The sequence below is a fragment of the Cupriavidus oxalaticus genome, assembly GCF_004768545.1.
Lineage (GTDB): Bacteria > Pseudomonadota > Gammaproteobacteria > Burkholderiales > Burkholderiaceae > Cupriavidus > Cupriavidus oxalaticus_A.
Genome location: NZ_CP038635.1, coordinates 2,652,810 through 2,677,820 on the forward strand (window position 1 = coordinate 2,652,810; position 25,011 = coordinate 2,677,820).

Annotated in this window: 26 protein-coding genes; 19 read left to right on the forward strand and 7 right to left on the reverse strand. The window is 68.0% G+C overall.

The features are described from left to right. Positions 1–157 precede the first annotated feature (157 nt). The 3 genes from E0W60_RS23090 to E0W60_RS23100 all read left to right on the forward strand — a co-directional run bounded on the left by E0W60_RS23090 (position 158) and on the right by E0W60_RS23100 (position 2,786). Positions 158–619 carry a tripartite tricarboxylate transporter TctB family protein gene (locus E0W60_RS23090; RefSeq protein ID WP_029045514.1) on the forward strand — a complete coding sequence of 154 codons (462 nt, stop codon included), beginning with the start codon at positions 158–160 and terminating at the stop codon, positions 617–619. 13 nt (positions 620–632) lie between these two features. Further along, on the forward strand, positions 633–2,135 hold the full coding sequence (locus tag E0W60_RS23095) for a tripartite tricarboxylate transporter permease (RefSeq protein ID WP_116320835.1): 1,503 nt from the start codon (positions 633–635) through the stop codon (positions 2,133–2,135). A 177-nt stretch (positions 2,136–2,312) separates the two neighbouring features. Continuing rightward, positions 2,313–2,786 (forward strand): aminoacyl-tRNA deacylase, encoded by a 474-nt coding sequence (locus tag E0W60_RS23100; protein ID WP_135705662.1) that lies wholly within the window; start codon positions 2,313–2,315, stop codon positions 2,784–2,786. Between the two features lie 144 nt (positions 2,787–2,930). Here the strand turns inward: E0W60_RS23100 and katG are convergent, their stop codons facing one another. Together katG and E0W60_RS23110 are read right to left on the reverse strand one after the other, a co-directional pair. Continuing rightward, complete coding sequence (gene katG / locus E0W60_RS23105) at positions 2,931–5,195, reverse strand: catalase/peroxidase HPI (protein WP_135705663.1); 2,265 nt, start codon at positions 5,193–5,195, stop codon at positions 2,931–2,933. Between the two features lie 355 nt (positions 5,196–5,550). Next, positions 5,551–6,435 carry a LysR substrate-binding domain-containing protein gene (locus E0W60_RS23110; protein ID WP_135705664.1) on the reverse strand — a complete coding sequence of 295 codons (885 nt, stop codon included), beginning with the start codon at positions 6,433–6,435 and terminating at the stop codon, positions 5,551–5,553. A gap of 176 nt (positions 6,436–6,611) precedes the next feature. Between E0W60_RS23110 and E0W60_RS23115 the strand changes: the two genes are divergently transcribed. The 4 genes from E0W60_RS23115 (at position 6,612) to E0W60_RS23130 (ending at position 11,022) form a co-directional block, all read left to right on the forward strand. Beyond that, complete coding sequence (locus tag E0W60_RS23115; protein ID WP_135705665.1) at positions 6,612–7,589, forward strand: Bug family tripartite tricarboxylate transporter substrate binding protein; 978 nt, start codon at positions 6,612–6,614, stop codon at positions 7,587–7,589. 71 nt (positions 7,590–7,660) lie between these two features. Continuing rightward, a complete protein-coding gene (gene ggt, locus E0W60_RS23120) occupies positions 7,661–9,286 on the forward strand; it encodes a gamma-glutamyltransferase (protein WP_133097394.1) in 1,626 nt (541 codons plus the stop codon). A gap of 191 nt (positions 9,287–9,477) precedes the next feature. Continuing rightward, positions 9,478–10,338, forward strand: a complete 861-nt coding sequence (locus E0W60_RS23125) for a PhzF family phenazine biosynthesis protein (RefSeq protein ID WP_135705666.1) — start codon at positions 9,478–9,480, stop codon at positions 10,336–10,338. 66 nt (positions 10,339–10,404) lie between these two features. Beyond that, the gene (locus E0W60_RS23130) at positions 10,405–11,022 is read left to right on the forward strand and encodes a pyridoxamine 5'-phosphate oxidase family protein (RefSeq protein ID WP_135705667.1); all 618 of its coding nucleotides are present in this window, start codon (positions 10,405–10,407) and stop codon (positions 11,020–11,022) included. Here E0W60_RS23130 and E0W60_RS23135 read toward each other — a convergent pair. Then, positions 11,019–12,455, reverse strand: coding sequence for a CoA transferase (locus E0W60_RS23135; protein WP_135705668.1), 1,437 nt, complete (start codon positions 12,453–12,455; stop codon positions 11,019–11,021). The two genes, E0W60_RS23130 and E0W60_RS23135, sit on opposite strands and share 4 nt — an antisense overlap. Positions 12,456–12,714: 259 nt before the next feature. On the opposite strand from E0W60_RS23135, the gene E0W60_RS23140 reads away from it, so the two are divergent. The 7 genes from E0W60_RS23140 (at position 12,715) to E0W60_RS23170 (ending at position 17,296) form a co-directional block, all read left to right on the forward strand. Further along, positions 12,715–14,472, forward strand: coding sequence for a glutamine--tRNA ligase/YqeY domain fusion protein (locus E0W60_RS23140; RefSeq protein ID WP_135705670.1), 1,758 nt, complete (start codon positions 12,715–12,717; stop codon positions 14,470–14,472). Further along, positions 14,472–14,708 (forward strand): RNA-binding S4 domain-containing protein, encoded by a 237-nt coding sequence (locus E0W60_RS23145; protein WP_195427331.1) that lies wholly within the window; start codon positions 14,472–14,474, stop codon positions 14,706–14,708. The genes E0W60_RS23140 and E0W60_RS23145 overlap by 1 nt, the downstream gene beginning before the upstream one ends. A 70-nt stretch (positions 14,709–14,778) precedes the next feature. Continuing rightward, positions 14,779–15,162: an MAPEG family protein gene (locus tag E0W60_RS23150; protein ID WP_133097389.1), complete on the forward strand. Its 384-nt coding sequence runs from the start codon at positions 14,779–14,781 to the stop codon at positions 15,160–15,162. A 2-nt stretch (positions 15,163–15,164) separates the two neighbouring features. Then, positions 15,165–15,764 (forward strand): YceI family protein, encoded by a 600-nt coding sequence (locus E0W60_RS23155; RefSeq protein WP_135705671.1) that lies wholly within the window; start codon positions 15,165–15,167, stop codon positions 15,762–15,764. A 99-nt stretch (positions 15,765–15,863) separates the two neighbouring features. Next, complete coding sequence (locus E0W60_RS23160) at positions 15,864–16,172, forward strand: hypothetical protein (RefSeq protein WP_133097388.1); 309 nt, start codon at positions 15,864–15,866, stop codon at positions 16,170–16,172. Positions 16,173–16,326: 154 nt separating this feature from the next. Beyond that, positions 16,327–16,875 (forward strand): YaeQ family protein, encoded by a 549-nt coding sequence (locus E0W60_RS23165; protein WP_135706298.1) that lies wholly within the window; start codon positions 16,327–16,329, stop codon positions 16,873–16,875. Between the two features lie 73 nt (positions 16,876–16,948). After that, the gene (locus E0W60_RS23170; protein ID WP_018008195.1) at positions 16,949–17,296 is read left to right on the forward strand and encodes an FKBP-type peptidyl-prolyl cis-trans isomerase; all 348 of its coding nucleotides are present in this window, start codon (positions 16,949–16,951) and stop codon (positions 17,294–17,296) included. Positions 17,297–17,376: 80 nt separating this feature from the next. Here E0W60_RS23170 and E0W60_RS23175 read toward each other — a convergent pair whose 3' ends face one another. Then, entirely contained in the window at positions 17,377–17,697 is a 321-nt protein-coding gene (locus E0W60_RS23175; protein ID WP_133097387.1) for a hypothetical protein, read from the reverse strand. A gap of 267 nt (positions 17,698–17,964) precedes the next feature. Here E0W60_RS23175 and E0W60_RS23180 point away from each other — a divergent pair, with 267 nt between their 5' ends. Then, positions 17,965–18,744 (forward strand): gamma-glutamylcyclotransferase, encoded by a 780-nt coding sequence (locus E0W60_RS23180; RefSeq protein WP_135705672.1) that lies wholly within the window; start codon positions 17,965–17,967, stop codon positions 18,742–18,744. 17 nt (positions 18,745–18,761) lie between these two features. Beyond that, positions 18,762–19,559 carry an ankyrin repeat domain-containing protein gene (locus E0W60_RS23185; protein ID WP_135705673.1) on the forward strand — a complete coding sequence of 266 codons (798 nt, stop codon included), beginning with the start codon at positions 18,762–18,764 and terminating at the stop codon, positions 19,557–19,559. Between the two features lie 64 nt (positions 19,560–19,623). Here E0W60_RS23185 and E0W60_RS23190 read toward each other — a convergent pair whose 3' ends face one another. After that, positions 19,624–21,339, reverse strand: a complete 1,716-nt coding sequence (locus tag E0W60_RS23190) for a long-chain fatty acid--CoA ligase (protein ID WP_135705674.1) — start codon at positions 21,337–21,339, stop codon at positions 19,624–19,626. A gap of 199 nt (positions 21,340–21,538) precedes the next feature. On the opposite strand from E0W60_RS23190, the gene trxA reads away from it, so the two are divergent. Both trxA and E0W60_RS23200 read left to right on the forward strand, forming a co-directional pair. Beyond that, the gene (trxA, locus tag E0W60_RS23195) at positions 21,539–22,384 is read left to right on the forward strand and encodes a thioredoxin (RefSeq protein ID WP_133092392.1); all 846 of its coding nucleotides are present in this window, start codon (positions 21,539–21,541) and stop codon (positions 22,382–22,384) included. A 16-nt stretch (positions 22,385–22,400) separates the two neighbouring features. Beyond that, positions 22,401–22,778, forward strand: a complete 378-nt coding sequence (locus E0W60_RS23200; protein WP_133092393.1) for a cupin domain-containing protein — start codon at positions 22,401–22,403, stop codon at positions 22,776–22,778. Between the two features lie 26 nt (positions 22,779–22,804). On the opposite strand, the gene E0W60_RS23205 is transcribed toward E0W60_RS23200, so the two are convergent. Then, complete coding sequence (locus tag E0W60_RS23205) at positions 22,805–23,245, reverse strand: bacteriohemerythrin (RefSeq protein WP_133092394.1); 441 nt, start codon at positions 23,243–23,245, stop codon at positions 22,805–22,807. A 136-nt stretch (positions 23,246–23,381) separates the two neighbouring features. On the opposite strand from E0W60_RS23205, the gene E0W60_RS23210 reads away from it, so the two are divergent. Next, positions 23,382–23,960: an AAA family ATPase gene (locus E0W60_RS23210; protein ID WP_135705675.1), complete on the forward strand. Its 579-nt coding sequence runs from the start codon at positions 23,382–23,384 to the stop codon at positions 23,958–23,960. Positions 23,961–23,990: 30 nt separating this feature from the next. Here E0W60_RS23210 and tcdA read toward each other — a convergent pair whose 3' ends face one another. Next, entirely contained in the window at positions 23,991–24,896 is a 906-nt protein-coding gene (tcdA, locus tag E0W60_RS23215) for a tRNA cyclic N6-threonylcarbamoyladenosine(37) synthase TcdA (RefSeq protein WP_240745892.1), read from the reverse strand. Positions 24,897–25,011: the final 115 nt, after the last annotated feature.

The following is a 25,011-nucleotide window of genomic DNA, read 5'->3' on the forward strand; positions in this document are numbered from 1 at the left end:
ACCATGACCCTGTTTGCAGACATCTGAAAGGTAGCTGAAAGGTCGCCCCCTTAACTTCCACCCTGCCCGCAGGAGGGCCCTTCGTTGCAGACCGCATTGATGCAGGGCAACAAAGGGTCAACCGCAGATTTCAAGCGTCTTTTCGAGGAGATTCACTTTGCGCATACGTAGCCAAAAGGACTTCGCCTCCGGCCTGATGTTCATCCTGGTCGGATTCGGCTTTTCCTGGGTCGCACGCGGCTATTCCATGGGAACCGCCGCAAAAATGGGACCCGGATACTTCCCGTTCTGGCTCGGCATCGTGCTTGCCCTGCTGGGCGTGCTGGTGCTGTGGGGCTCGCTGTCTTCCAAGGCTGAGGAAGACCAGCTGGCCCGCTGGGATATCAAGACGCTGCTGTGGATTCTGGGCTCGGTGGTGCTGTTCGGCCTGCTGCTCAAGCCGCTGGGCATGGTGCTGTCGGTGCTGGTGCTGGTGCTGGTGTCGTCGATGGCCAGCCACGAATTCAGCTGGAAGGGTGCCATCCTGAACGCCATCATCCTGGTGCTGATCAGCCTGGGCGCGTTCGTGTACGGCATCAACCTGCAGATGCCGGTGTGGCCGGCTTTCCTGGCAAGCTAAGGAGGCCGCCAACATGGAACTACTCACTAACCTGGGCCTGGGCTTCTCCACCGCCCTGACCTTCCAGAACCTGGCGTACGCCTTCCTGGGCTGCGTGCTGGGCACCCTGATCGGCGTGCTGCCGGGCCTGGGGCCGCTGGCCACCATCGCCATGCTGCTGCCGGTGACCTACACGCTGCCGCCGGTGGCCGCGCTGATCATGCTGGCCGGCATCTACTACGGCGCCCAGTACGGCGGCTCGACCACCGCCATCCTGGTGAACCTGCCGGGTGAATCGTCCTCGGTGGTGACAACCATCGACGGCTACCAGATGGCAAGACGAGGGCGAGCGGGGGTGGCGCTTGCCACCGCCGGCCTGGGCTCGTTCTTCGCCGGCTGCGTGGCCACCATGATCCTGGCCGCGTTCGCCGCGCCGCTGTCGGAACTGGCCTTCAAGTTCGGCCCCGCCGAGTACTTCTCGCTGATGGTGCTGGGCCTGATCGGCGCCGTGGTGCTGGCCTCGGGCTCGCTGGTCAAGGCGATCGCCATGATCGTGCTGGGCCTGCTGCTGGGCCTGGTGGGTACCGACGTGAACTCGGGCGCAGCGCGCTTCTCGTTCGACGTGCCGGAACTGACCGACGGCCTGAACTTCGTCTCGGTGGCAATGGGTATCTTCGGCTTTGCTGAAATCATCGCCAACCTGGAGCAGAAGGAGCAGCGCGAGACCTTCACCGACCACATCACCAACCTGTTCCCGACCAAGGAAGACTTCAAGCGCATGATTCCGGCCGTGCTGCGCGGCACGGCGCTGGGCTCAGCGCTGGGCATCCTGCCGGGCGGCGGTGCCTCGCTGGCTTCGTTCGCGGCGTACTCGCTGGAGAAGAAGACCTCCAAGTACCCGCAGGAATTCGGCAAGGGCGCGATCGAAGGCGTGGCCGGTCCGGAATCGGCCAACAACGCGGCTTCGCAGACCTCCTTCATCCCGCTGCTGACGCTGGGCATTCCGCCCAACGCAGTGATGGCACTGATGGTGGGTGCGATGACCATCCACAACATCCAGCCCGGCCCGCAGGTGATGACCAGCAACCCGGCGCTGTTCTGGGGCCTGATCGCCTCGATGTGGATCGGCAACCTGATGCTGATCGTGCTGAACCTGCCGCTGATCGGCATCTGGGTGAAGCTGCTGAAGGTGCCTTACCGCTACCTGTACCCGGCCATCCTGACGTTCTGCTGCATCGGCGTGTACTCGGTCCAGAACACCACGTTCGATGTGTTCCAGACCGCGGCTTTCGGCGTGATCGGCTATCTGTTCATCAAGCTGCGCTGCGAACCCGCTCCGCTGCTGCTCGGCTTCGTGCTGGGGCCGATGATGGAAGAAAACTTCCGCCGCTCGCTGCTGCTGTCGCGTGGTGACTTTAGCGTGTTCGTGACGCGTCCGCTGTCGATGGGCCTGCTGATCGCAGCCGCGGTACTGGTGGTGATCGTGGCGCTGCCTTCGATCAAGGCCAAGCGCGAAGAAGCGTTCCAGGAAGAATAAGCAGGACTTGCCGCCGGCCTGCGGGCCGGCTCGCAATGCAACACTGGGGGCACCGCGAGGTGCCCTTTTTTTGTTGCCGGGAATTGACACGGTGACACGCCTCCGCCGGGCCCGCAGCGACCTATAGTATTAGCACCCGGACAACTGTCGCGATGAGCGCGTCGGAGGTTTGAGATCATGACCATGGCTAATACGCTGGCGAAATGCCTGAGCACCAAGCACAGCCAGTTCGACACCGTTCGGCACCCCTACAGCCTGAGCAGCATGGCCACTGCACACGCTGCACACATTCCCGGAGACCGCCTGGCCAAGACAGTCCTGCTGGAAGACGACAGCGGCTATGTCGCCGCGGTGATTCCTTCCACGCACCATTTGAAACTTGCCGAGATCCGCGAGCAGACCGGACGCAACCTGTCGCTGGCGCACGAGGATGGCGTGCGCGAAGTCTTCAGGGACTGCGACCACGGCGCGATCCCGCCGGTCGGCATGGCGTATGGCACGCAGACCTGGCTGGACGACAGCCTGCTGACGCACGCCGACGTCTATTTCGAAGCGGGCGACCACCAGGAACTGGTGCACATGAGCACCGACCAGTTCATGGAACTGATGGCCGATGCAAAGCGCGGGCACTTCGCGCACAGGATGATGTAGGGCAAAGCCATACGTCAGCAATCTGGCGGCCGGCGCGTGCCGGCCGTTTTTTTGCGCGCCGCTGTTGGTGACGACGCGCATGCCCGGCCCCCGGCACGGCATGACACCGTGACGGGGGCCGAGCTGCCGCTCAAACGGCAGGCGTCAATCCAGCAGGTCGAAGCGGTCGAGGTTCATCACCTTGGCCCAGGCCGCGACGAAATCCCTGACGAATTTTTCCTGCGCATCCTCGCTGGCATAGACCTCGCTGAGCGCGCGCAACTGCGAGTTCGAGCCGAACACCAGGTCGACACGCGTGCCGGTCCACTTCTTGTCGCCGGTCTTGCGGTCGCGCCCTTCGAACAACTCGCGCTCGTCCGACAGCGGCTTCCATTCCAGACGCATGTCGAGCAGGTTGCGGAAGAAGTCGTTGGTCAGCGTTTCCGGGCGGTCAGTCAGGACGCCATGCGCATCGGATCCGGTATGCACGTTCAGCACGCGCAGGCCGCCGATCAGCACCGTCATCTCGGGCACGGTCAGCGTCAGCAGCTGCGCCTTGTCGACCAGCAGGTGCTCCGGCGGGATGCTGTATTTCGCCTTGACGAAGTTGCGGAACCCGTCCGCCTTCGGCTCGAGCGCGGCCATTACGTCCACGTCGGTCTGTTCCTGCGACGCATCGGTGCGGCCCGGCGAGAACGGCACGGTGACCTTGTGCCCCGCCTTCTGCGCCGCCTGCTCGATGGCCGCGCCGCCGGCCAGCACGATCAGGTCGGCCAGCGAGATCTTCTTGCCGCCGGATTGCGCGCCATTGAATTCGGCCTGGATCCCTTCGAGGACCTTGAGCACCTTGCCCAGTTGTCCGGGCTCATTCACGGCCCAGTCCTTCTGCGGCGCCAGCCGGATGCGCGCACCATTGGCGCCGCCCCGCTTGTCCGAACCGCGGAAGCTCGATGCCGACGCCCACGCGGTCTGCACCAGTTGCGACAGCGGCAGGCCCGAAGCCAGCACCTTCTGCTTGAGCGCGGCGACATCCTGGTCGTTGACCAGCGGATGGTCAACCTTCGGCACCGGGTCCTGCCAGAGCAGATCTTCCTGCGGGACTTCCGGGCCCAGGTAACGCGCGCGCGGACCCATGTCGCGATGGGTCAGCTTGAACCACGCGCGGGCGAAGGCGTCGGCAAGCTGGTCGGGATGCTCCAGGAAGCGCCGCGAGATCTTCTCGTACTCGGGGTCGAAGCGCAGCGACAGGTCGGTGGTCAGCATCGTCGGCCGCAGCTTCTTGGACGGATCGTACGCATGCGGGATGGTCTCGCCGCCATTCTTGGCCACCCACTGGTTGGCGCCGGCAGGGCTCTTGGTCAGTTCCCAGTCATGGCCGAACAGGTTTTCCAGGTAGCTGTTGCCCCATTGCGTCGGCGTCTTGCTCCAGGTCACCTCCAGCCCGCTGGTGATGGTATCGGCGCCCCTGCCGGTGCGGAAGCTGCTCGACCAGCCCAGGCCCTGGAGCTCGAGATCCGCGCCTTCCGGTTCAGCGCCGACGTTGTCCGCCGGTCCGGCACCGTGCGTCTTGCCGAAGGCATGCCCGCCGGCGATCAGCGCAACGGTTTCCTCGTCGTTCATGGCCATGCGCGCGAAAGTCTCGCGGATATCGTGCGCCGCGGCAAGCGGGTCCGGGTTGCCTTCCGGCCCTTCCGGGTTCACGTAGATCAGGCCCATCTGCACGGCTGCCAGCGGGTTTTCCAGGTGGCGGCCGTGGTCGGTGCGGCTGGCCTCGGCGCCATGCATGTCCTCGTCGGCAACCAGCACGCCGGCGTCGTCGTACTTACCCGCGGCACCCTTGCCGTAGCGGAGGTCGCCGCCGAGCCAGGTCTTTTCGTCGCCCCAGTACACGTCGCCGTCAGGCTCCCAGGTATCTTCGCGGCCACCGCCGAAACCGAAGGTCTTGAAGCCCATGGTCTCCAGCGCGACGTTGCCGGTCAGCACCAGCAGGTCGGCCCACGAGATGTTCTGGCCGTACTTCTGCTTGATCGGCCATAGCAGCCGGCGCGCCTTGTCCAGGCTGACGTTGTCCGGCCAGCTGTTGAGCGGCGCGAAACGCTGCTGGCCGCGCCCTGCGCCGCCGCGGCCGTCGCCGATGCGATAGGTGCCGGCGGCGTGCCAGGCCATGCGGATGAACAGCGGGCCATAGTGGCCGAAGTCCGCCGGCCACCAGTCCTGCGAGTCGGTCATCAGCGCCGCCAGGTCCTTTTTCACCGCGGCCAGGTCCAGGTCCTTGAACGCTTTACGGTAGTTGAAGTCCGGGCCCAGCGGGTTGGACTTGCCGGAATGCTGGCTGAGCAGGTCCAGCCGCAATTGCTTTGGCCACCACTCGCGATTGGTCGTACCGCCGCCGGCGGTATGCGTGAAGGGACACTTTGCTTCGTTAGACATACGTTCTCTCCTTAGGGGGACGTACTGCATACGCCTGCCGCGATGGCGTCAGCGGTCGCTCGATTGCTGTTATTGCCCGAATAGCTGTCTGACTTCGAAGATTCCCGCTCCGGCACGACTCGCCGGACGTTCTTGCAACGCAAGCCGGCTGGTTGCCGCCGGTGCGCGGACGCGCGCGGGCGCGCACCGGCGTGACGATCGGGGCGCGCGCAGGGCGAAGCCGCGCTGTCTGACTTCCGCAGCGGCTGTCCGCAACCAAAATATATGCACAGCTCGGCCCGAGGAGAATGCGATTCTGTCTATCTGGCCGATAGACCGCGCTTATGGCGCCATGGCGACCGGCTTCTGGTGCCACTCAGGCGCCAAACAGTTCGCTGCATGCCGCCCGCACCGCCGCCGTTACCTGCCCGCGCCCGTGGTCGCGCCGCTCGAGCATGCCGATGTGGCGCATGACCGGCTCGCCGTTGACCAGCAGAGGCAGGATGCGCAGCGCCTCGTCGTCGTGCCAGCGCGCGCGCCGCAGCAGCGGCACTACGGTCACGCCCACCTCCTGGCGCACCAGCTCGACCAGCGCCTCGATGGCGTTCAGCTCGAGGAACTCGTTGACCTTCAGGTGCGCGCGGCGCAGCGCGCGCTCGACCAGCACGCCGGTGCGCTGGCTGCGGTCGAAGCGCAGGTAAGGATTCCCGGCAAGCGCCTCGCGCGCATCGCGGCCGGGGCTGCCGCGTGCGGCGATCGCCACCAGCGGCTCCTGGTACAGCGGCGTCCAGCGCAGCGTGCCGGGAATCCGCGTGGCGCCTTCCACCAGGATCGCCGCGTCGAGCTCGCCGGCCTCGACCTGTGCCGCCAGCTCGATCGACTTGGCGCCGACCAGGCGCACGTCGAGCGCCGGGTAGGTGCGCTTCATGCGGGCCACCGCGTGCGACAGGCCGCCCATCACCGACACCACCGCGCCCACGGCCACGGCACCGGCCATGGCCTGGTCCGATGCCAGCGGCAGCCGCATCTCTTCGTACAGGGCGAGCAGGCGCCGCGCCTGCGGCAACAGCGCGCGGCCATCGGCATTGAGCACCGCGACGCGGCCGTTGCGGTCGAACAGTTCACGCCGCAGTTCGCTTTCGAGCGCGCGCATCTGCAGGCTGACAGCGGCCTGGGTCAGGGCCACCTGGCCGGCGGCTGCGGCAAAGGAGCCCTGGTCGGCTACGGAAACGAAGGTACGAAGGAATCGGATAGTGCTCATCGGTGCCCGTGCGCAATGCTGCAAAGCTGCGTCGATACTTAAATTTTCCTTGTGACATTGGAAAGAAATATTAGCTTTCTTTGTGACCGGCGGCACGGAATAATTAAGCGGGCTCATCAATCCTTGCCCGCCTTGCCCGCTGTATGCCCGCCCCAAGCCTGACTCCGGAGACAAGCATGAAATCCTGGCTGCGCCTCGCCGGCATCGCCGCTGCCTGTGGCATGTGCCTGGCCACCACGCCCGCGCTGGCCGACAACTATCCCGGCAAGCCGATCCGCCTGATCGTGCCCTTCCCGGCAAGCGGCGCGACCGACCTGCTGGCGCGCGCCATCGCCCAGAAGGTGGGCACCGACATCGGCCAGCAGATCGTGGTGGACAACCGCCCGGGCGCCGGCGGCGCGATCGGTTCCGACATGGCGGCCAAGGCCGCGCCGGACGGCTACACGCTGCTGATCGCGACCACCAGCACGCACTCGATCGGCCCGTACATCAACACCCGCCTGCCGTACAACACCGAGACCGACTTCACCCCCATCGGCCAGGTGGCGATCGCCACCAACGTGCTGGTGGTGCCGAACAGCCTGCCGGTGAAGAACGTGCGCGAACTGGTCGACTACGCCAAGAAGCATCCCGGCGAACTCAACTACGCCTCCAGCGGCAATGGCACCGTGGTGCACCTGACCGCCGAGGCGTTCAAGGCGCAGGCCGGCGTGTTCATCACCCATATCCCCTACCGCGGCACCGCGCTGGCCGTGCCCGACCTGATCTCGGGCAAGGTGCAGGTGCTGTTCGACAGCATCGTCTCGGGGCTGCCGCATGTGAAGGACGGCAAGCTCAAGGCGCTGGCGGTGACCAGCGCCAGGCGCTCGCCGCTGGCACCGGAGATCCCCACGGCCAGCGAGTCGGGCCTGCCCGGCTTTGAGTCGGATACGTGGTTCGGCATCTACGGGCCCAAGGGGATGCCGGCGGACATCGTCAATCGCCTGAATGCCGAGTTCAACAAGGCCATCCAGTCGCCCGAGGTCAGGGAACGCCTGGGCAAGCTGGGCGCCGAGCCGGTCGGCGGCACGCCGGCGCAGTTTGCCGCCATGGTGAAGAAGGACAGCGCCCGCTGGGGCAAGCTGATCAGGGATCGCAAGATCACGGCAGAATAACGGCACCGCGAGTGCCAACGCTGCCGGCGCCCACCACGGCCCGGCCGCTTCCTGAAACGACAGACAAAGCCATGCAGAACTTCAACTGGACCAACCCCTACCCCTCCGTGCGCATCCCGCTGTTTGCGCGCAACGTGGTGTCCACCTCGCACCCGCTGGCTGCGCAGGCCGGCCTGCGCATGCTGCTCAAGGGCGGCAATGCCGTCGATGCGGCCATCGCCGCGGCGGCCGCGATCACCATCGTCGAGCCGGTATCGTGCGGCCTGGGCAGCGATGCCTTCGCCATCCTGTGGGACGGCAAGGAGCTGCATGGCCTGAACTCCTCCGGCGTGGCCCCGGCCGCCTGGAACCCGGAGTACTTCAGGAACAAGTACGGCACCGACGCCAACGGCCTGGCCAACCGCCCGATCCGCGGCTGGGACTCGGTCACCGTGCCCGGCGTGATCGCCGGCTGGGCGGCGATGCACGAGCGCTTCGGCAAGCTGCCGTTCGCCGACCTGATGGAGCCGGCGATCGAGATCGCCGAGCGTGGCTACGCCGTGCCGCCCGTGGTGGCGCACAAGTGGGCCGCCGCTGTGCCCGAGCTGAAGGACCAGCCGGGCTACGCCGAGACCTTCATGCCCAATGGCCGCGCGCCGCTGGTCGGCGAGAAGTTCACCATGAAGGCTGCCGCCGAGACGCTGCGCAAGATCGGCGAGACCCGCGGCCGCGCCTACTACGAAGGCGAGATCGCCGAGAAGATCGCCGCCTTCAGCAAGCAGTGCGGCGGCGCGATGACGCTTGACGACCTGCGCAACTATCGCCCCGACTGGGTCAAGCCGATCAGCAAGGCCTACCGCGGCTACGAACTGCACGAGATCCCGCCCAACGGCCAGGGCATTGCCGCGCTGGTGGCGCTGGGCATCCTCAGCCAGTTCGACATGGCCTCGATCCCGGTCGACTCCGTCGATTCGCAGCACCTGCAGATCGAAGCGATGAAGCTGGCCTTCGCCGACCTGTACCGCTACGTGGCCGACCCGCGCAGCATGGAAGTCACGCCGGAACAGATGCTGGATGACGCGTACCTGAAATCGCGCGCCAGGCTGATCGACATGCAGCGCGCCACGCATTTCAACTTCGGCATGCCCAAGGTGGGCGGCACCATCTACCTGACCGCCGCCGACGAGAGCGGCATGATGGTCTCGTTCATCCAGTCGAACTACATGGGCTTCGGCTCTGGCGTGGTGGTGCCGGGCACCGGCATCAGCCTGCAGAACCGCGGCGTGGGCTTCTCGATGGATCCCAGGTCCGCCAACGCCGTGGCCGGCGGCAAGCGCCCGTTCCACACCATCATCCCGGCCTTCCTGACGAAAAACGGCCATCCGGTGATGAGCTTCGGCGTGATGGGCGGCGACATGCAGCCGCAGGGCCACCTGCAGACGGTGGTGCGCATGCTGGACTACAACCAGCAGCCGCAGGCCGCATGCTGCGCGCCCCGCTGGAAGGTCAACCGCGATTTCACGCTGGACGTGGAAGGCACCATGGACCCGGCCACGGTCGCAGGGCTGAAGGCGCGCGGGCACCAGTTGAAGTCGGTGGAAGACCCGTACATGGACTTTGGCTCGGGCCAGTTTATCTGGCGCCTGTCGGACGATCCGGAGCAAGGGTACGTGGCCGCCAGCGACAGCCGGCGCGACGGGCAGGCGGTGGGGTTCTGAGCCACCAACGAAGCCAACGGTTTTGGGTGCACCCAAGCCGCCCGAGCTAGCCTAAGCAAGGTGTTCTCCCTCTCCCGCACGCGGGAGAGGGGAGCAAACCCCGCAACTGGCCCGCCCACAACCCCGCCAACTGTGCATGGCGCACCGACTCCGCCTCCGTACACTGCTCGGATGCTTCCGGAGCCCGCACCATGCCCACCTACGCCTTCCGCCTGCTCAACGTCTTCGCCGAATCTACCTTCGGCGGCAATCCCCTGTGCGTGTTCGAAGACGCGCGCGGCCTGGACGAGGCCACCATGCAGGCGCTCGCGCTGCAGTTCAACCTGTCGGAAACCACCTTTATTCTGCCGTCGGACAATGCCAGCGCGCGTGTGCGCATCTTCACGCCCGGCCATGAGATGCGTTTCGCCGGTCACCCCACGCTGGGCACCGCGCACGTGGTGCGCGAATTGGCCGGCACCGGCGACACGCTGACGCTCGAGTTCCTCGCCGGCGTGGTCCCGGTGACGGCGCAGGGCGATGTGTGGACTTTCACCGCACCGCACAGCGGCATGCCGAAGACCGCCCCGGCCGGCCTGCCCGATGCCGGGATGGCAAGCCTGCTCGGCCTGCAGGAGAGCGACCTGCTGGTGTCGCCGATGTGGGTCGACACCGGCGCCGACCAGTTGCTGGTGGCCGTGAACAGCACCGATGCCGTGGGACGCGCCAATCCCGACAGCGCGCGGCTCGACATCTGGCCGCAGAGCAGCCTGGGCCGCAAGACCGCGTACGTGTTCGCCTTCGATCCCGAACAGCCTGGCCGCGTGCTGTCGCGCTATTTCTTCGCCAAGCAGGGCGGCGGCGTGGCCGAGGATCCGGGCACGGGCTCGGCCTGCGCTAACCTCGGTGGCTGGCTGCTCGCCACCAGCCGCGCGCTGCCGGCGGAATACATCATCGACCAGGGCGAGGCCGTCGGCCGCCCGTGCCGGCTGCGCTTGTCGGTCGGCCCGGACGGCGCGATCCGCGTGGGCGGCCGCGTGCTGGAGATTGGCCGCGGCACCGTGACACTCTGACCGCCCTGCGCAGCGCCGCCGGCTGCGCTACATTGTCGCTTGCCCCGCCAACCGCCCCGCCCCGCCATGACCTCGCACGCCATCACCTCCCTGGCCGAACTGGAAGCGCTCTACGCCCAGCCCGCGGCACCTTCGCTGTCCAAGGAAGTCGACTACCTGCACCCGCATTACCGCGCCTTTATCGAGGCCGCACCGTTCTGCCTGCTGTCGACCGTCGCCGACGACTGGGCCGAATGCTCGCCGCGCGGCGACATGCCCGGTTTCGTGCAGGTGCTGGACGAGCGCACGCTGCTGCTGCCCGACCGGCGCGGCAACAACCGCATCGACAGCCTGCGCAATATCGTGGCCGATCCGCGCGTCGGCCTGCTGTTCGTAATCCCCGGCGTCAACGAGACCATCCGTGTCAACGGCACCGCGCAGATCAGCGTCGACCCGGCGTTGATCGCGCGCTGCGTGGTCGACGGCAAGGCGCCGACCACGGTGCTCGTGATCACGGTGCAGTCGGTGTTCTTCCAGTGCGCCCGCGCGCTGATCCGCTCGCGCCTGTGGTCCGCGGACGCGCAGGTCGCACGGCAGACGCTGCCGAGCAACGGCAAGATCCTGGCCACGCTGAGCGAGAACGCCATCGACGGCGCCGCCTATGACCGCGAGCTGCCCGAACGGCAGCATAATACTCTGTACTAGCGCGGCAGCCACTCCGGCGCGTGCGTGCCGAGCGGCTCGGACGGCAGCGTCCAGCGCGCCGGCGTCCCGGACAGCAGCGCCGCGTGGCGCACCACGGTCAGCATGCCGAAGCCGGACGGCACCGCTTCGAGCAGGTCGGCGACATCGTCGATCTTCTGCTCGGGCGCCTTCAGCCCTTGCGGCACCCGCCCCAGCCCGCGCAGCCACTGCCCCACCTGGGCCAGCGACACGCGCACGTGCCAGCTGCCGCCTTCCAGCGCGCGCCGGTGCAGCGCGGCCATCGCGCCGAATGCCAGCAGGTAGCCCGCGGCATGATCCAGCACCTGCGCCGGCAATGGCCGCGGCGTGTCGCTGCCGGCCGCTTCGGCCTCGGCGTGGTTGAAGCCGGTGGCGGTCTGCACCAGCGAATCGAAGCCGCGCTTGTGCGCCCACGGCCCCACGTGGCCATACGCGCTCAGCGACACGTAGACGATGCCCGGCCGCGCCCGCGCCGCGGCTTCCGCGCCCACGCCCAGCTCGGCCAGGCCGCCGGGCCGGTAGCCCTGCACCATCACGTCGGCACCGTGGAGCAGCTTGTGCAGCGTGCGCTTGTCATCAGGGTCGCGCAGGTCGAGCTGGCAGCTGCGCTTGCCGCGGCCGGTGTCGATCACCAGTGGCGCGATCGACGGCAGGTGCGCGGAGGTTACCAGCAGCACGTCCGCGCCATGCGCGGCCAGCGTGCGCCCGGCGACCGGGCCGGCGATGATGCGGGTGAAGTCGAGCACGCGCACCCCCGACAGCGGCCGCGCATCGGCAGACGTTGGCGCCGGCCATGGCTGTGGCGGCGCATCGCCGATGCGCTCGAGCGTCACCGGCGGCAGGCCGCGCAGCGCCGCGGCCTGCGGATGGCGGTCCCATTCGTCGAAGCTGCGCAGCGCAGCGACCACCAGGCCGGCGTCGGACGCGGCGGTTTCGAACGTTTCGGCTTCCCACTTTTCCAGCGCCGCCTGCACCGCCGCCTTGTCATAGGCGCAGCCCAGCAGGCGCAGCACGCCATCGCGGTGATGCGGGAAATTGGTGTGCAGCCGGACCCAGCGGCCGTCGCCGCAGCGGTAGGTGCCGGCAATCTTGTCCCACAGCTCCGGCGCGGGACCGCCGTCGACGCGCAGGTAGCGCTCGCTGCGGAACTCGGTGATCGCGTGGCGCATGTCGACGCTGACGTCCTGCCAGCGGCCGCTGCGGCCCTGCCACAGCGTGGCGGCGGCCAGCGCCGACGCGGCCAGGCTGGCCTGCGCCGCGGTCCCCACGGCAAAGCTTGAAGGCAGCACCGGCTCGGCGCCGTCCAGGCGCAGATGGGCCAGCGCCTCCGCGGGCAGGCCGGCATCGCGCCACAGCGCGGCAACGACATCGTGGGGCATGGGCGGCACTTGTGCCGCATCGGTGTGGGCGTTCATGGGCGTTCCTGCTGCGGTGAAGGACTGGCGGCCGTGGCCGGCCGGCACGGGTCTCCATGCTACTCCGACGCGTCACTTTCGGTGCGGCCAACCGGCGCCGGCAACCGACAAACCATAAATGAGCCGATGCTCACCGCGTGCGGCGCCGCCGGCACGGTAAAATCCCGGTATTGGCATTCCGCCACGCAATCTGACGACCCGACCGGCCACCGTATCGATCCAACCCGTCGATCCATCCGGCCGGCCAACCGGCGCCACCATGAGCCACGACAACAAGCCTACCGACAGCACCCCAGCCGCCTCCAACTTCCTGCGGAGCATCATCGACCAGGACCTCGCCGCCGGCACCTATGCCGGCCGCCAGGACAAGCAAGGCGAGCCGCTGCCGACCGTCATCACCCGCTTTCCGCCGGAGCCCAACGGCTATCTGCATATCGGCCATGCCAAGAGCATCTGCCTGAACTTCGGGCTGGCGCGCGACTATGGCGGCCGCTGCCACCTGCGCTTCGACGACACCAACCCGGTCAAGGAAGACACCGAATACGTCGATTCGATCATCGACGCCGTGCACTGGCTCGGCTTCTCCTGGGACAGCGAAGGCAAGGACGGCCAGAAGCAGCCGCACCTGTACTACGCCAGCGACTACTTCGACCAGCTCTACGCCTTTGCCGAGACGCTGATCGAGCGCGGCGCCGCCTACGTGGACAGCCAGTCGGCCGAACAGATCGCCGCCAGCCGCGGCAACTTCTCCGAGCCGGGCAAGCCCTCGCCCTACCGCGACCGCACCGTCGAGGAAAACCTGCAGCTGTTCCGCGACATGCGCGCCGACAAGTACGGCGACGGCGAGCACGTGCTGCGCGCCAAGATCGACATGACCGCGCCCAACATCGTGATGCGCGACCCGGTGCTCTACCGCATCCGCCACGCGCATCACCACCGCACGGGCGACAAGTGGTGCATCTATCCGATGTACGACTTCACCCACTGCATCTCGGACGCGCTGGAGAATATCTCGCACTCGCTGTGCACGCTGGAGTTCGAGAACAACCGCCCGCTGTATGACTGGGTGCTGGAGCACCTGCGTGACGCCGGCGTGTTCCGCGACCCGCTGCCGCACCAGTATGAGTTCGCGCGCCTGAACCTGACCTACGCCATCACCAGCAAGCGCAGGCTCAAGCAGCTGGTCGACGAGAACCGTGTCGACGGCTGGGACGACCCGCGCATGCCCACGCTGGTCGGCGTGCGCCGCCGCGGCTATACGCCGGAATCGATCCAGCTGTTCTGCGACCGCGTCGGCGTGGCCAAGGCCGACAGCTGGATCGACATGAGCACGCTCGAAGGCGCGGTGCGCGACGACCTGGACGGCCGGGCCGCGCGCGGCGTGGCCGTGCTGGACCCGCTCAAGCTGGTCATCGACAACTACCCCGAAGGCCAGAGCGAGGAATGCTCGGCCCCGGTCCATCCGAAGAAGCCGGAACTGGGCAAGCGCGTGTTCCCGCTGTCGCGCGAACTGTGGATCGAGCGCGAGGACTTCAACGAGACCCCGCCCAAGGGCTATTTCCGCCTGTTCCCGGGCAACAAGGTGCGCCTGAAATACGGTTACGTGGTCGAGTGCACCGGCGTGGACAAGGACGCCGACGGCAACGTCGTCGCCGTGCATGCCAACTACCTGCCCGATACCAAGAGCGGCACGCCGGGCGCCGACAGCGTCAAGGTCAAGGGCGTGATCCACTGGGTCAGCGCCGCGCACGGCTACGAGGCCGAGGTGCGCCTGTATGACCGCCTGTTCAACGACCCCAACCCGGACGCCGGCGGCAAGAACTTCCTGGACGCGCTCAATCCCGATTCCAAGAAGGTGGTCACAGCCTACCTGGAGCCGGGCCTGCGCGAGGCGCAGCCGGAAGACCGGTTCCAGTTCGAGCGCCACGGCTACTTCGTTGCCGACCGCAATGATTCTCAGCCGGGCAAGCCGGTCTTCAACCGCATCGTCGGGTTGAAGGACAGCTGGGGCAAGTGATGGGCAAGGCAACTCCGGTGCAGACCATCACCTTCCCGCTCGAGGGCGAGTTCATCGCCCTTAACGACCTGCTCAAGCTGGCTGGCGTGTGCGACAGCGGCGGCGCCGGCAAGGCGCTGGTCGCCTCCGGCGAAGTCTCGGTGGACGGCGCGCCCGAATCGCGCAAGACTGCGAAGATTCGCGCCGGGCAGGTGGTGGGCCTGGCGGGCATCGAGATCCGCGTGGTCGCCGCCTGACCGCGCTACCGGCCGCAGCGGCCGCCCCGGCTGCTGCGGCTGCGGCCCTGCAACGGAAAGGACCGAAACCATGCCGATCGCGTTCTGGTGCGTTTTGCTGGCCGGCGTGCTGCCGCTCGCCACGGTAGCCATCGCCAAGGCCAGCGCGCCCGGCTTCGACAACCATGACCCGCGCGGCTGGCTCGACAAGCAGACCGGGCGCGCGCGGCGCGCCGACCTGGCGCACCGCAACCATTTCGAGGCCTTCCCCTTCTTTGCCGCGGCGGTGCTCACCGCCAGCTTCCTGCAAGCGCCGCAGGCGCGCATCGACGAACTGTCGATGGTCTTCATCCTCACCCGCATCCTCTACACCGTGTGCTACCTGACCGACCGGGCCACGCTGCGCACGCTGTGCTGGACCATCGGGTACCTGTCGGTGGTGGGGATTTTCCTGCTGCCGGTGTTCGTGCACTAGCCATGTCGGCAGCCGTTCGCCTGCTGGCAGCCGTTGCGATCGCCATGCTGGGCAGCGCCGGCGCCGGCGCTGCACCGGTGGAATACACGCTCGACCCGGTCCACACCACCGTCTATTTCGGCGCCAGCCATTTCGAGCGCAGCTCGGTGCGCGGGCGCTTCGGCAAGATTGACGGCCGCATCGTCTACGATGCCGACAGCGGTGCAGGCGCGGTCGACGTGACCGTCGACCTGGCCTCGGTCGACACCGGCAACCGCACGCTCGACGGCGTGCTGCGCTCGGCACAGTTCTTCGATATCGCGCAGTTTCCCGTGGCGCGGCTGCGTGCCGATCGCTTTATCAGCGACGGCGGCCGGCTTGTGGCGGTAGAGGGCGAGTTGAGCCTGCACGGCGTCACCCACCCGGTGCGGCTGCAGGCCGAGCGCTTCCGCTGCGGCGAGGTCACGATGTTCGGCGTGGCGCGGCAGGTGTGCGGCGGCGACTTCCGCGCCGAAGTGCCGCGCAGTGCCTTCGGCATGACCCGCTTCCTGCCCGATGCGGGCGACATCGTGACGCTTCAGGTGGCGATAGAGGCATCGCCGGCGGCCAGCCCCGCGCGCTAGCCCAACGCGTCACCTCCGGCGCAGTTTTCTCTTGTAGAATCAGCGCTTTGCTCAATCCCTGCCACGCCGCCGCGTGTGCGGCAACGCGAGACAGAGACCATGTTCGAGATCCATTCCGGCGACATCGTCGCAGCCGCCCTGGCCGCCGCTGGCGCCTGCCTGCTGTGCAGCATTCCGGGCGAATTCCTGCGCCGCTTCCCGCTGTGGGCGGTGCGCACCTACGGCCGCGGCGCCCTGCTGATGCCGTTCCTGGCGATGATGGTCGGCACCTGGCTGTTCCGCCTCGGTGTGGCCGGCCAGCTCGATACCGATGCCGGCCAGGCGCTGGTGGTGGCAGCCGGCTTCCTGGCCACGCTGCTGCTGTCGGCGCTGCTGCGCTTCTACCTGAAGGAATACCGCAAGCGCTGAGGTCGTTCCCCAGCCGCGTCCCTGGCCGGCCATTTGTGCCGGCTGGCCCACCTTGCCCTGCCCACGCGCATACGGCGGCGCCGCCGAATCGCGTATGATGCGGCCTTTCGCGTACCGCGCCACCGCGCCCGGACGCAGCCGCACACCTCACTTCATGGCGCTCAAGTCCACCATCTTCAAAGCCGAGCTGGCCGTCTCCGACATGGACCGGCCCTACTACGGCAGCCACAGCCTCACCATCGCCCAGCATCCGTCCGAGAATGACGCGCGCATGATGGTGCGCGTGCTCGCCTTCGCCTGCGAAGCCACCGAGACGCTGGCCTTCACCCGCGGCCTGGATGAGCCCGACGAGCCCGACCTGTGGGACAAGCGCCTGACCGGCGATATCGCCCATTGGGTCGAGCTGGGCCAGCCCGACGAAGCGCGCCTGAAGCGCGCCGCCGCCCGCGCCGAGCGCGTGACCGTGTACACCTACAGCGGCGCCAGCGCGCGCGAGTGGTGGAAGGGCATGGCGGGCAAGGCCGGCAAGCTGCGCAACGTCACCGTCTACAATGTCCCGACAGAAGCGGTCGACGCGCTCGCCGCGCTGGCGCAGCGCGCGATGCGCCTGTCGGTGACGATCCAGGACGGCGATATCTGGGTCGCCGACGACGACCGCAACGTGCAACTGCGACTGGACGTGCTGCAGCGCGCCCAGGATTGAACGAGGCGGCCACCGCCGCGCTCCCGATTCACCTCGACTGGTCCCTGCCAGTTTTCATCGGAAGGAAATCACCATGCAAACCACGCCCTCTGGCCTGCAATACGAAGACACCACCGTCGGCTCTGGCGCCGAAGCCACCGCCGGCAAGCACGTCACCGTGCACTACACCGGCTGGCTGTACGAGAACGGCCAGGCCGGCCGCAAGTTCGATTCGAGCAAGGACCGCAATGACCCGTTCGTGTTCCCGCTGGGCGCCGGCCACGTGATCCGCGGCTGGGACGAAGGCGTGCAGGGCATGAAGGTCGGCGGCGTGCGCCGCCTGGTGATCCCGGCCGACCTCGGCTACGGTGCGCGCGGCGCTGGCGGCGTGATTCCGCCGAACGCGACGCTGCTGTTTGAAGTGGAACTGCTGGCGGTCTGATCGCCGCCACGTCGCTCCCGCGCGGGCGGGAGCGGCAAAACGGGCGCGCGCCGCGCGCCTCGTTAGCGGACTCAGCGGACTCAGAAACCGATGGCGGCGTTGCCGACATCGACGCGGACCTTGTCGCGGTCCAGCAGACGCGCCGCATGGCGCGCATAGTCCTGCGCCCAGGCAGGATCGCCGGAGAAGCGCGCTTCTCCGGAAAACTTGGCGACGTTCAGGATCTTGTCGATCACCAGCACCTTGCCGACCGGGCTCGACGCCTGGCAATCGAGTTCGGTGTACTCCCGGTCGAACCAGCGCCACGCCGCATCCTCGCCGACCGCGGCCAGCTCGTCCGCGCCGATCGTGAAGTCATACTCCTTGCCGCTGCCGAACACCACCGTAAGCGTACGCGCCATCGCAGGTTCCTCCTGGTCGGATTGAGGCTCCCATTGTAAAGACTGCCCGCCACCGCGGGCCAGCAAAACGCTCCGGGCTGACGGCGGACAAGCGTGCGCGTGCATGCATCGATCCGGCATCACGCCGGGTAGCAAGGCCGCCACGCGGCCGCGACCGTTGTCCAGCGCCCACACCGCTGCCGCCGGCTCAGGCATTTCCGGGAAAAACTGGCAGTTATGTCATTTTCCCCACCTGCCCGGGACGCAGCTTTGATTTATGCTTGCAGCATGGCCATTACGCGACAGGACCTCGAATCCGACCGGCTGCGCACCTCGCTGTGCAGTACCCCGGTCGCGTCCTCGCTGTTGCCCGAGCACGTGCTGGAGCAGTCCCTCTGCGACGCGCTGGCATGCAAGCCCGAAGATCCCGCGCTCGGCGGCGATGTCTGGGTGTTCGGCTATGGCTCCCTGATCTGGAACCCGATGGTGGTGCACACCGAGCGCCGGCGCGCGACCGTGCATGGCTACCACCGCGGCTTCTACCTCTACTCCCGCATCAACCGCGGCACCTGGGACAATCCGGGGCTGGTACTGGGCCTGGATCGCGGTGGCTGCTGCCACGGCATGGTGTTCCGCATCCCCAGCCACGTGGTCGAGCAGGAATTCCGCGTGCTGTGGCGCCGCGAGATGCTGACCGGCGCGTACCACCCGCGCTGGCTGCGCATCCGCACCGGCGCCGATGGCGATCAGGGCCCCGGGCAACGCGCCCTGGCCTTCGTCATGAACCGCACGCACGAGTCCTACGCCGGCCGGCTGCCGGACACCAGCGTGGTCGAGCGGCTACGCCACGCCGCCGGACTGTACGGCCCGGCGCGCGAATACCTGCAGCAAACCCTGCTGGGGCTGGCCACCAACGGCGTCGATGACCCCTATCTGGGGCGGCTGTGGCGCCAGCTCCAGGCGGACGATGCGGCCGATGCCGAAAGCGCCGCCGCCCAGGCTGGCGCGGCCGGCACCCGCACGGACGACGTCCCGCCCTTGCCGGACCGGCCTCGCGAAACCGTCTGAGCCGAGGAGTTCCCGCCATGACGCGCCCCGCCGCCCGCAGCCGCAGACAGGTACTCAACGAGATGCTGGGCCTGATGGGCTTGCTGGTGGGGGGCAGCCTGCTGGCGGCGCAGGGCGGCCAGACCCTGGCGGCACGGCCCGGGGCCGGCGGCGCCAGCCAGCCCGGCGCCGCGCAGCCGCGCGGCACGGCGCGCGCACCGCTGCGCAGCGACGGCCTGAGCGCACTCGACCGCAATTTGATCACCGCCGCCAGCATCGGCGACCAGGACATGGTGGCGCGCCTGCTGGCCGCGGGCGCCACCGCGCGCGCTGCCGACGAACGCGGGCGCAGCGCGCTGCTGGCCGCCGTGCAGAGCCGCCACGTCGAAGTCGCGCGGATGCTGATGCTGGCCGGCGCGGACGTGAACCACAAGGACGCCGACGCCAACAGCCCGTTCCTGCTGGCCGCCACCAGTGGCCAGGCCGAGATCGTCCGGCTGGCGCTGGCGCATGGCGCGGACCTGGCCAGCACCGACCGCTACGACGGCACCGCACTGATCGGCGCGAGCCAGCAGGGCCATGTGGAAGTGGTGAAGCTGCTGCTGAAAGCGGGCATTGCCGTCGACCACGTCAACAACCTGGGCTGGACGGCTCTGCTTGAAGCGGTGGTGCTGGGCGATGGCAGCACGCGCTACGAGGAAACGGTGCAGTTGCTGCTGGATGCCGGCGCCGACGCCAACCTGGCCGACCGCGAAGGCGTGACGCCGACCCGCCATGCCCGCGAGCGGGGATACAAGACGATGGTGAAGATGCTGATGCGAGTGCGGGGGCATTGAGCCTCGCCCCGTGGCGGTTCGCCAGCAATGGGAACCCGCCCCGGGCATAGGCTGGCGGCGCAGATCAGGCCGCCGCGGGCTTCTGCTCTGCCACGGCTCGCGCGTTCTCGCTCTCCTGCAGTTGCCGCCACATCACCTTGCCGGTCCCCGACTTGGGCAGCGCGTCCACGAACTCCACCACCCGCGGATACTTGTACGCGGCCATGTTCTCCTTGGCCCAATCGATGATCTCGTCCGGCGTGGTCTTGCCCTTGGCATGGGCGCGCAGCACCACCACCGCCTTGACGGTCTCGCCGCGGTACGGGTCGCGGGTGCCGATGATGCAGGCCTCCTGCACGTCGGGATGCTTGTACAGCAGGTTCTCCACCTCGGCCGGCCATACCTTGAAGCCCGACGCGTTGATCATGCGCTTGAGGCGGTCGGTGATGAAGTAGTAGCCCTCCTCGTCCATGCGCCCGAGGTCGCCGGTGCGGAAGAAGGTCTTGCCCTCGAACTCGATGAAGGACTCGCGCGTGGCGTCTTCCTTGCCCCAGTAGCCCTTGAACACCTGCGGGCCGCTGACGATGATCTCGCCGATCTCGTTGGGCGGCAGTTCCCTGAGCGTGACCGGGTCGATCACGCGGGCGTCGGTGTTGAAGGTCGGCACGCCCAGGCACTGCAGCTTGGGCCGGTCCGACGGGTTGCTGTGCGTCGGCGCCATGGTCTCGGACAGGCCGTAGCCTTCCAGGTAGTGCAGCCCGAACTGCTCGCGCAGGCGCTCGGCCACGGCCTGCGGCATGGCCGCGCCGCCGCCGCCGATATAGCGCAGGCTCGACAGGTCGAACTGCGCCAGGTTGGGGCTGGCCAGGAAGTCGATCACCATGGTCGGGATATTGGTCCAGTGCGTGACCTGGTAGCGCGAGATCAGGCGGCCGGCCACCTCGCGGTCCCAGCGCGGCAGCATCACCACGGTGGCGCCGCTGTAGATCGGGCCGTTCATGCCGTACTGCATGCCGGTGACGTGGAACAGCGGCAGCACCGACAGGATCACCGACTCGGCGCCCGAACCCGACCAGGTCGCGCCGCCGACAATGTTGTGCATGACCGAGCGGTGCGTATGGATGCAGCCCTTGGGAAAGCCGGTGGTGCCGGAGGTGTACGGCATCACCGCCATGTCGTCGGGCCCGGCAGTATGCGGCCCCGGCTGCAGGCCTGCGGCCAGCGCCTCGGCCCATGCGGTCGCGCCGGCGGGCAGCGCGTGCGGCGTGGTCAGCCACGCGGGCGGCGCGTCTTCGGGGTGCTCGTGCGTGGGCGGCAGCGCGTCGGCGTACTGCGTCACCAGCAGGTGCTGCAGGCGCTCGGCCGGCGCCAGTTCCGCCACGGCCTGGTCCACGCCGGCGGCCAGGTCGGCGGTGCAGATAGCCACGCGCGCCTGCGCATCGGTGACGTAGTGCTTGAACTCCTCGGCGCGGTTCATCGGGTTGACCGGCACCACCACGGCGTCAGCGCGCAGGATCGCGTAGTAGCTGATGATGAACTGCGGGCAGTTCTGCATGTACAGCAGCACCCGCTCGCCCTTCTTCACACCCGCCTTCTGCTGCAGCCATCCGGCCAGCGCGGTGGCCTGCGCTTCCAGTTCGCGGAAGGTGATGGCGTTGCCGAAATAGCGGATCGCCGCCTTGTCGGCATAGCGCAGCGCGGACACTTCCAGGTTGTACCAGAGCGACGTCTCGGGCAGCACGATGGCGGTCGGCAGGCGCCTTGGCCAGAACTGGAAATGCGGGCGAGCTGGGTTCTGCATGAAACGTCTCCTGTGCGTCGGTCTTCGGACCGGGTCTGTCGGTATGGTCAAGGACTATAACTGAACGATCGTTCTATTTTCAACCGGTGACTTTCCCGGACGCCGGCGAGCGGCTACGGCCGAACACAACGGGCAGCCGTTGTATTTGGCGCCTTCGCCCTCACAATAGAGGGATCTCCGCCTCTTTCCAGGATTGTTCATGAGCGACGTCAACCTGCAGAATTTCGAGACCGAAGTGATCGACGCCTCGCACCAGGCGCCGGTGCTGGTCGATTTCTGGGCGCCCTGGTGCGGCCCCTGCCGCACGCTGGGCCCGATGCTGGAACGGCTGGAGGCAGAAGCCGAAGGCAGCTGGAAACTGGTCAAGGTCAATGTCGACGAGAACCAGGAGCTGGCCGCGCATTTCGGCGTGCGCAGCATCCCCCATGTGGTGGCGATCGCCGACGGCCAGGCCGTGGACCAGTTCACCGGCGTGCTGCCGGAATCGGGGCTGCGCGAGTTCCTGGGCCGGCTGGCGCCGGGCCAGGCCAGGTCGCCGCTGGCCGAGGCGCAGGAACTGGCCGCCGCCGGCAACCGCGACGGCGCCGAGACCCTGTTCGCCGACGCGATTGCCGCGGACCCGGAATCCGACGCCCCGCGGCTGGCCTATATCGGCTTCCTGCTGGACGGCAACGCCGTCGACCGGGCCAGGGCGGAATTCGCGGCGCTCTCGCCGCGCGCCGAGCATGAAGATGGCTACGGCGCCCTGCGCACGCGCATCGAAGCCATGGAAAACGCCGCCGGCCTGCCCGATGAGGCCACCCTCACCGGCCGCATCGCCGCCGATCCGCGCGACCTGGCGGCCCGGCTGGACCTGGCGCGGCTGATGATCGCGCGCCAGCAATACGAACCGGCGCTGGAGCAGCTGCTGGCGATCGTGCGCACCGACCGCGGCTTCGAGGACGATATCGGCCGCAAGACCATGCTGTCGGTATTCGAGATGCTGGCCGACCGGCCCGAAGTGGTGTCGCGCTGGCGCCGCCAGCTGAGCACGTCGCTGAACTGAGCGGGAGCCAAGCGCCATGTCCACGCCCCGCCTGATCGATTTCAGGACCGAACCCGCCCCGACCCACGACCGCCCGCGGCCCGACCGCCTGGTGTCGGGCAACCCCGACCGCACCACCTGGACGCACTACAGCGCCGAACACGGCGATTTCGATTGCGGTATCTGGGCCTGCGAGCCCGGCGCGTGGCGCATCGCCTTCCCGGCGGGCAAGGAAGAGTTCTTCCATGTGATCAGCGGCCGCATCCGCATCAGCGACGAGTCCGGCCAGGCCAGCGAGTTCGGCCCGGGCGACGCCTGTGTGATCCCGGCGGGCTTCACCGGCCTGTTCCAGGTGCTGGAGCCGGTGCGCAAGTATTTCGTGGTGATCGACCGCGACGCGGCGCGGCCTGCCTGACCTGGCTTCGGCCGGCTTCGGGGGATTCAGGCCGCCTCAGCCGGCCCTTCCACCAGCGTGAAGCCGTTCTCGCGCATATGCTCGACCATCATCGTGTCCATCGACTTGACGTGATGGTCGAACCAGCCTGACAGCTCGGACACCAGCCGGCGGCCCAGTCCGAATTCGCCGTCGGTCCGGACTTTGTCGCGCACGGCGACGGCCACGGCCAGCACCTGCTTGTGCTCGCCCGCGTGGCAATGGCGCGGGCCGAAACCCATCGCCTCCATCCACTGTTCTTCCTGCGCGAAATGGTGGCGCGTATGGTCGATCCACTCGTCCATCGCGGCCAGGAAGCCGGCATCGTCGGCACTGGCCACCGCGGCCAGCAATTGCACGAACTCGGCGTGGGTGGCATCGGTGACCGGTTCGCCGAGATGGAGGTCTTCGGGCAGGCCGGCGGAGGAAAGCTGGTCTTTGGCGTCCATGGGGAGCGGCGGCAATCGTGGGGAAATCGTGTGGGGAACGGCAAGGATACCGAATCGCCGCGGCCCGCATCTGATCTTGCGCAAGCCGGGCGGGTATGCTGTGGGGTATGCGCCCCGCCCGCCACCTTTATCGCACATGCCACGACTGATCTTCTTCTGCGGCCATGCCGGCACCGGCAAGACCAGCCTTGCCCACCGCCTGATCGGCCCGCTGATGCAGGCCACCGGCGAGCCCTTCTGCCTGCTCGACAAGGACACGCTGTACGGCCGCTACAGCGCCGCTGCCATGGCCGCGATCACCGGCGACCCCAACGACCGCGACAGCCCGGCCTACCTCGACAACCTGCGCGACCCCGAATACCAGGGCCTGCTCGATACCGCGCGGGAAAACCTGGCGCTGGGCATCAGCGTACTGGTGATCGGCCCGCTGTCGCGCGAGATTCGCGCCCACCTGCTGAACGATCCGGAATGGCTGCAGGTGCCGCAAGGAACCACCGTCCGCATCGTCTGGGTGCACCTGCCGGAAGACGAAGCGCACGCGCGCATCATCCGGCGCGGCAACCCTAACGACGCCTACAAGCTGCAGCACTGGGACGCGTACCGCACGCGGCGCTTCATGCCGGCCGCGGACGAATATCCCGAACTGATCTTCTTCGACAACCTGGCGCCGGGCGAGGCCGAGGTCGACGGCCTGCTGCGCGCGTTGAGCGCCTGAACGTTGTGCGGCGGCTGACGCTGTGCGGCCTTAGCCGCGCACGATCGCGCCGATCGCCGCCGACGCCGCCACGAAGCCGAACACGGCCGTCACCGCCACCGACGAGCCGAAGCCCGCGCAGGCCAGCCCCTGCGGCCCGCTCGCAACCGGATGGCCGGCGTGCCCATCGTGCGGCGGCGCCTCGTCGATCTCGCAGGCCTGCTGCTCAGGCTCCGGATACTGCAGCGGCTCGTCGGAATAGACCGCGGCAATGCCGAACTTCTTCTTGGGGTCGCGCGTGAAACCCCACTGCTTGCGCAGCCCCGCGCGCACCTTGGACAGCAGCGGGTCCTGGATCGTGCGCGCCAGGTCGTCGATGCGCACGCGCGTGGGATCGAGCTGGCCGCCGGCGCCGCCGCAGGTGATCACCGGCACGCCCTGGCGCCGCGCCCAGCCGAGCATTTCAGTCTTGACGCGCACGGCGTCGATGGCGTCGATCACGTAGTCATAGCCGGCGCCGAGCAGCACGGGCACGTTGTCGGTGGTGACGAAGTCGTCGACCTGCGTCACCCGGCAGCGCGGGTTGATGGCGACGATGCGCTCGGCCATGGCCTCGACCTTGGCGCGCCCGTAGGCATCGCCCAGCGCGTGGACCTGCCGGTTGGTGTTGGACAGCGCGATATGGTCGAGGTCGATCAGCGTGATGCGGCCGACCGCGTTGCGCGCCAGCGCCTCGGCGGCCCAGCTGCCCACGCCGCCGATGCCGACCACGCACACATGGGCCGCCTCAAGCCGTGCCAGCCCGGCAGCGCCATACAGCCGCGCGACGCCGCCGAAGCGGCGGTGGTAGTCGTCGTCGGCCGGGCTTTCGTGGGTCAGCGGCTCGGGCAGGCCAGGCAGATGACCGGGGAGGTCTCCGGAAAGCTCGCCAGGCAAGGGGTGTGCGGCATCGTTCATGCTGAGGGCTCGGAGTGGGGACGAGGCGGCCGCGGCCGGGGCCGCGCCGGCAGAAAAAACCGGCATTATCCGGCGGCGATGTCAGCCAATCCCCGACAAAGACGGAAAGCGCGCA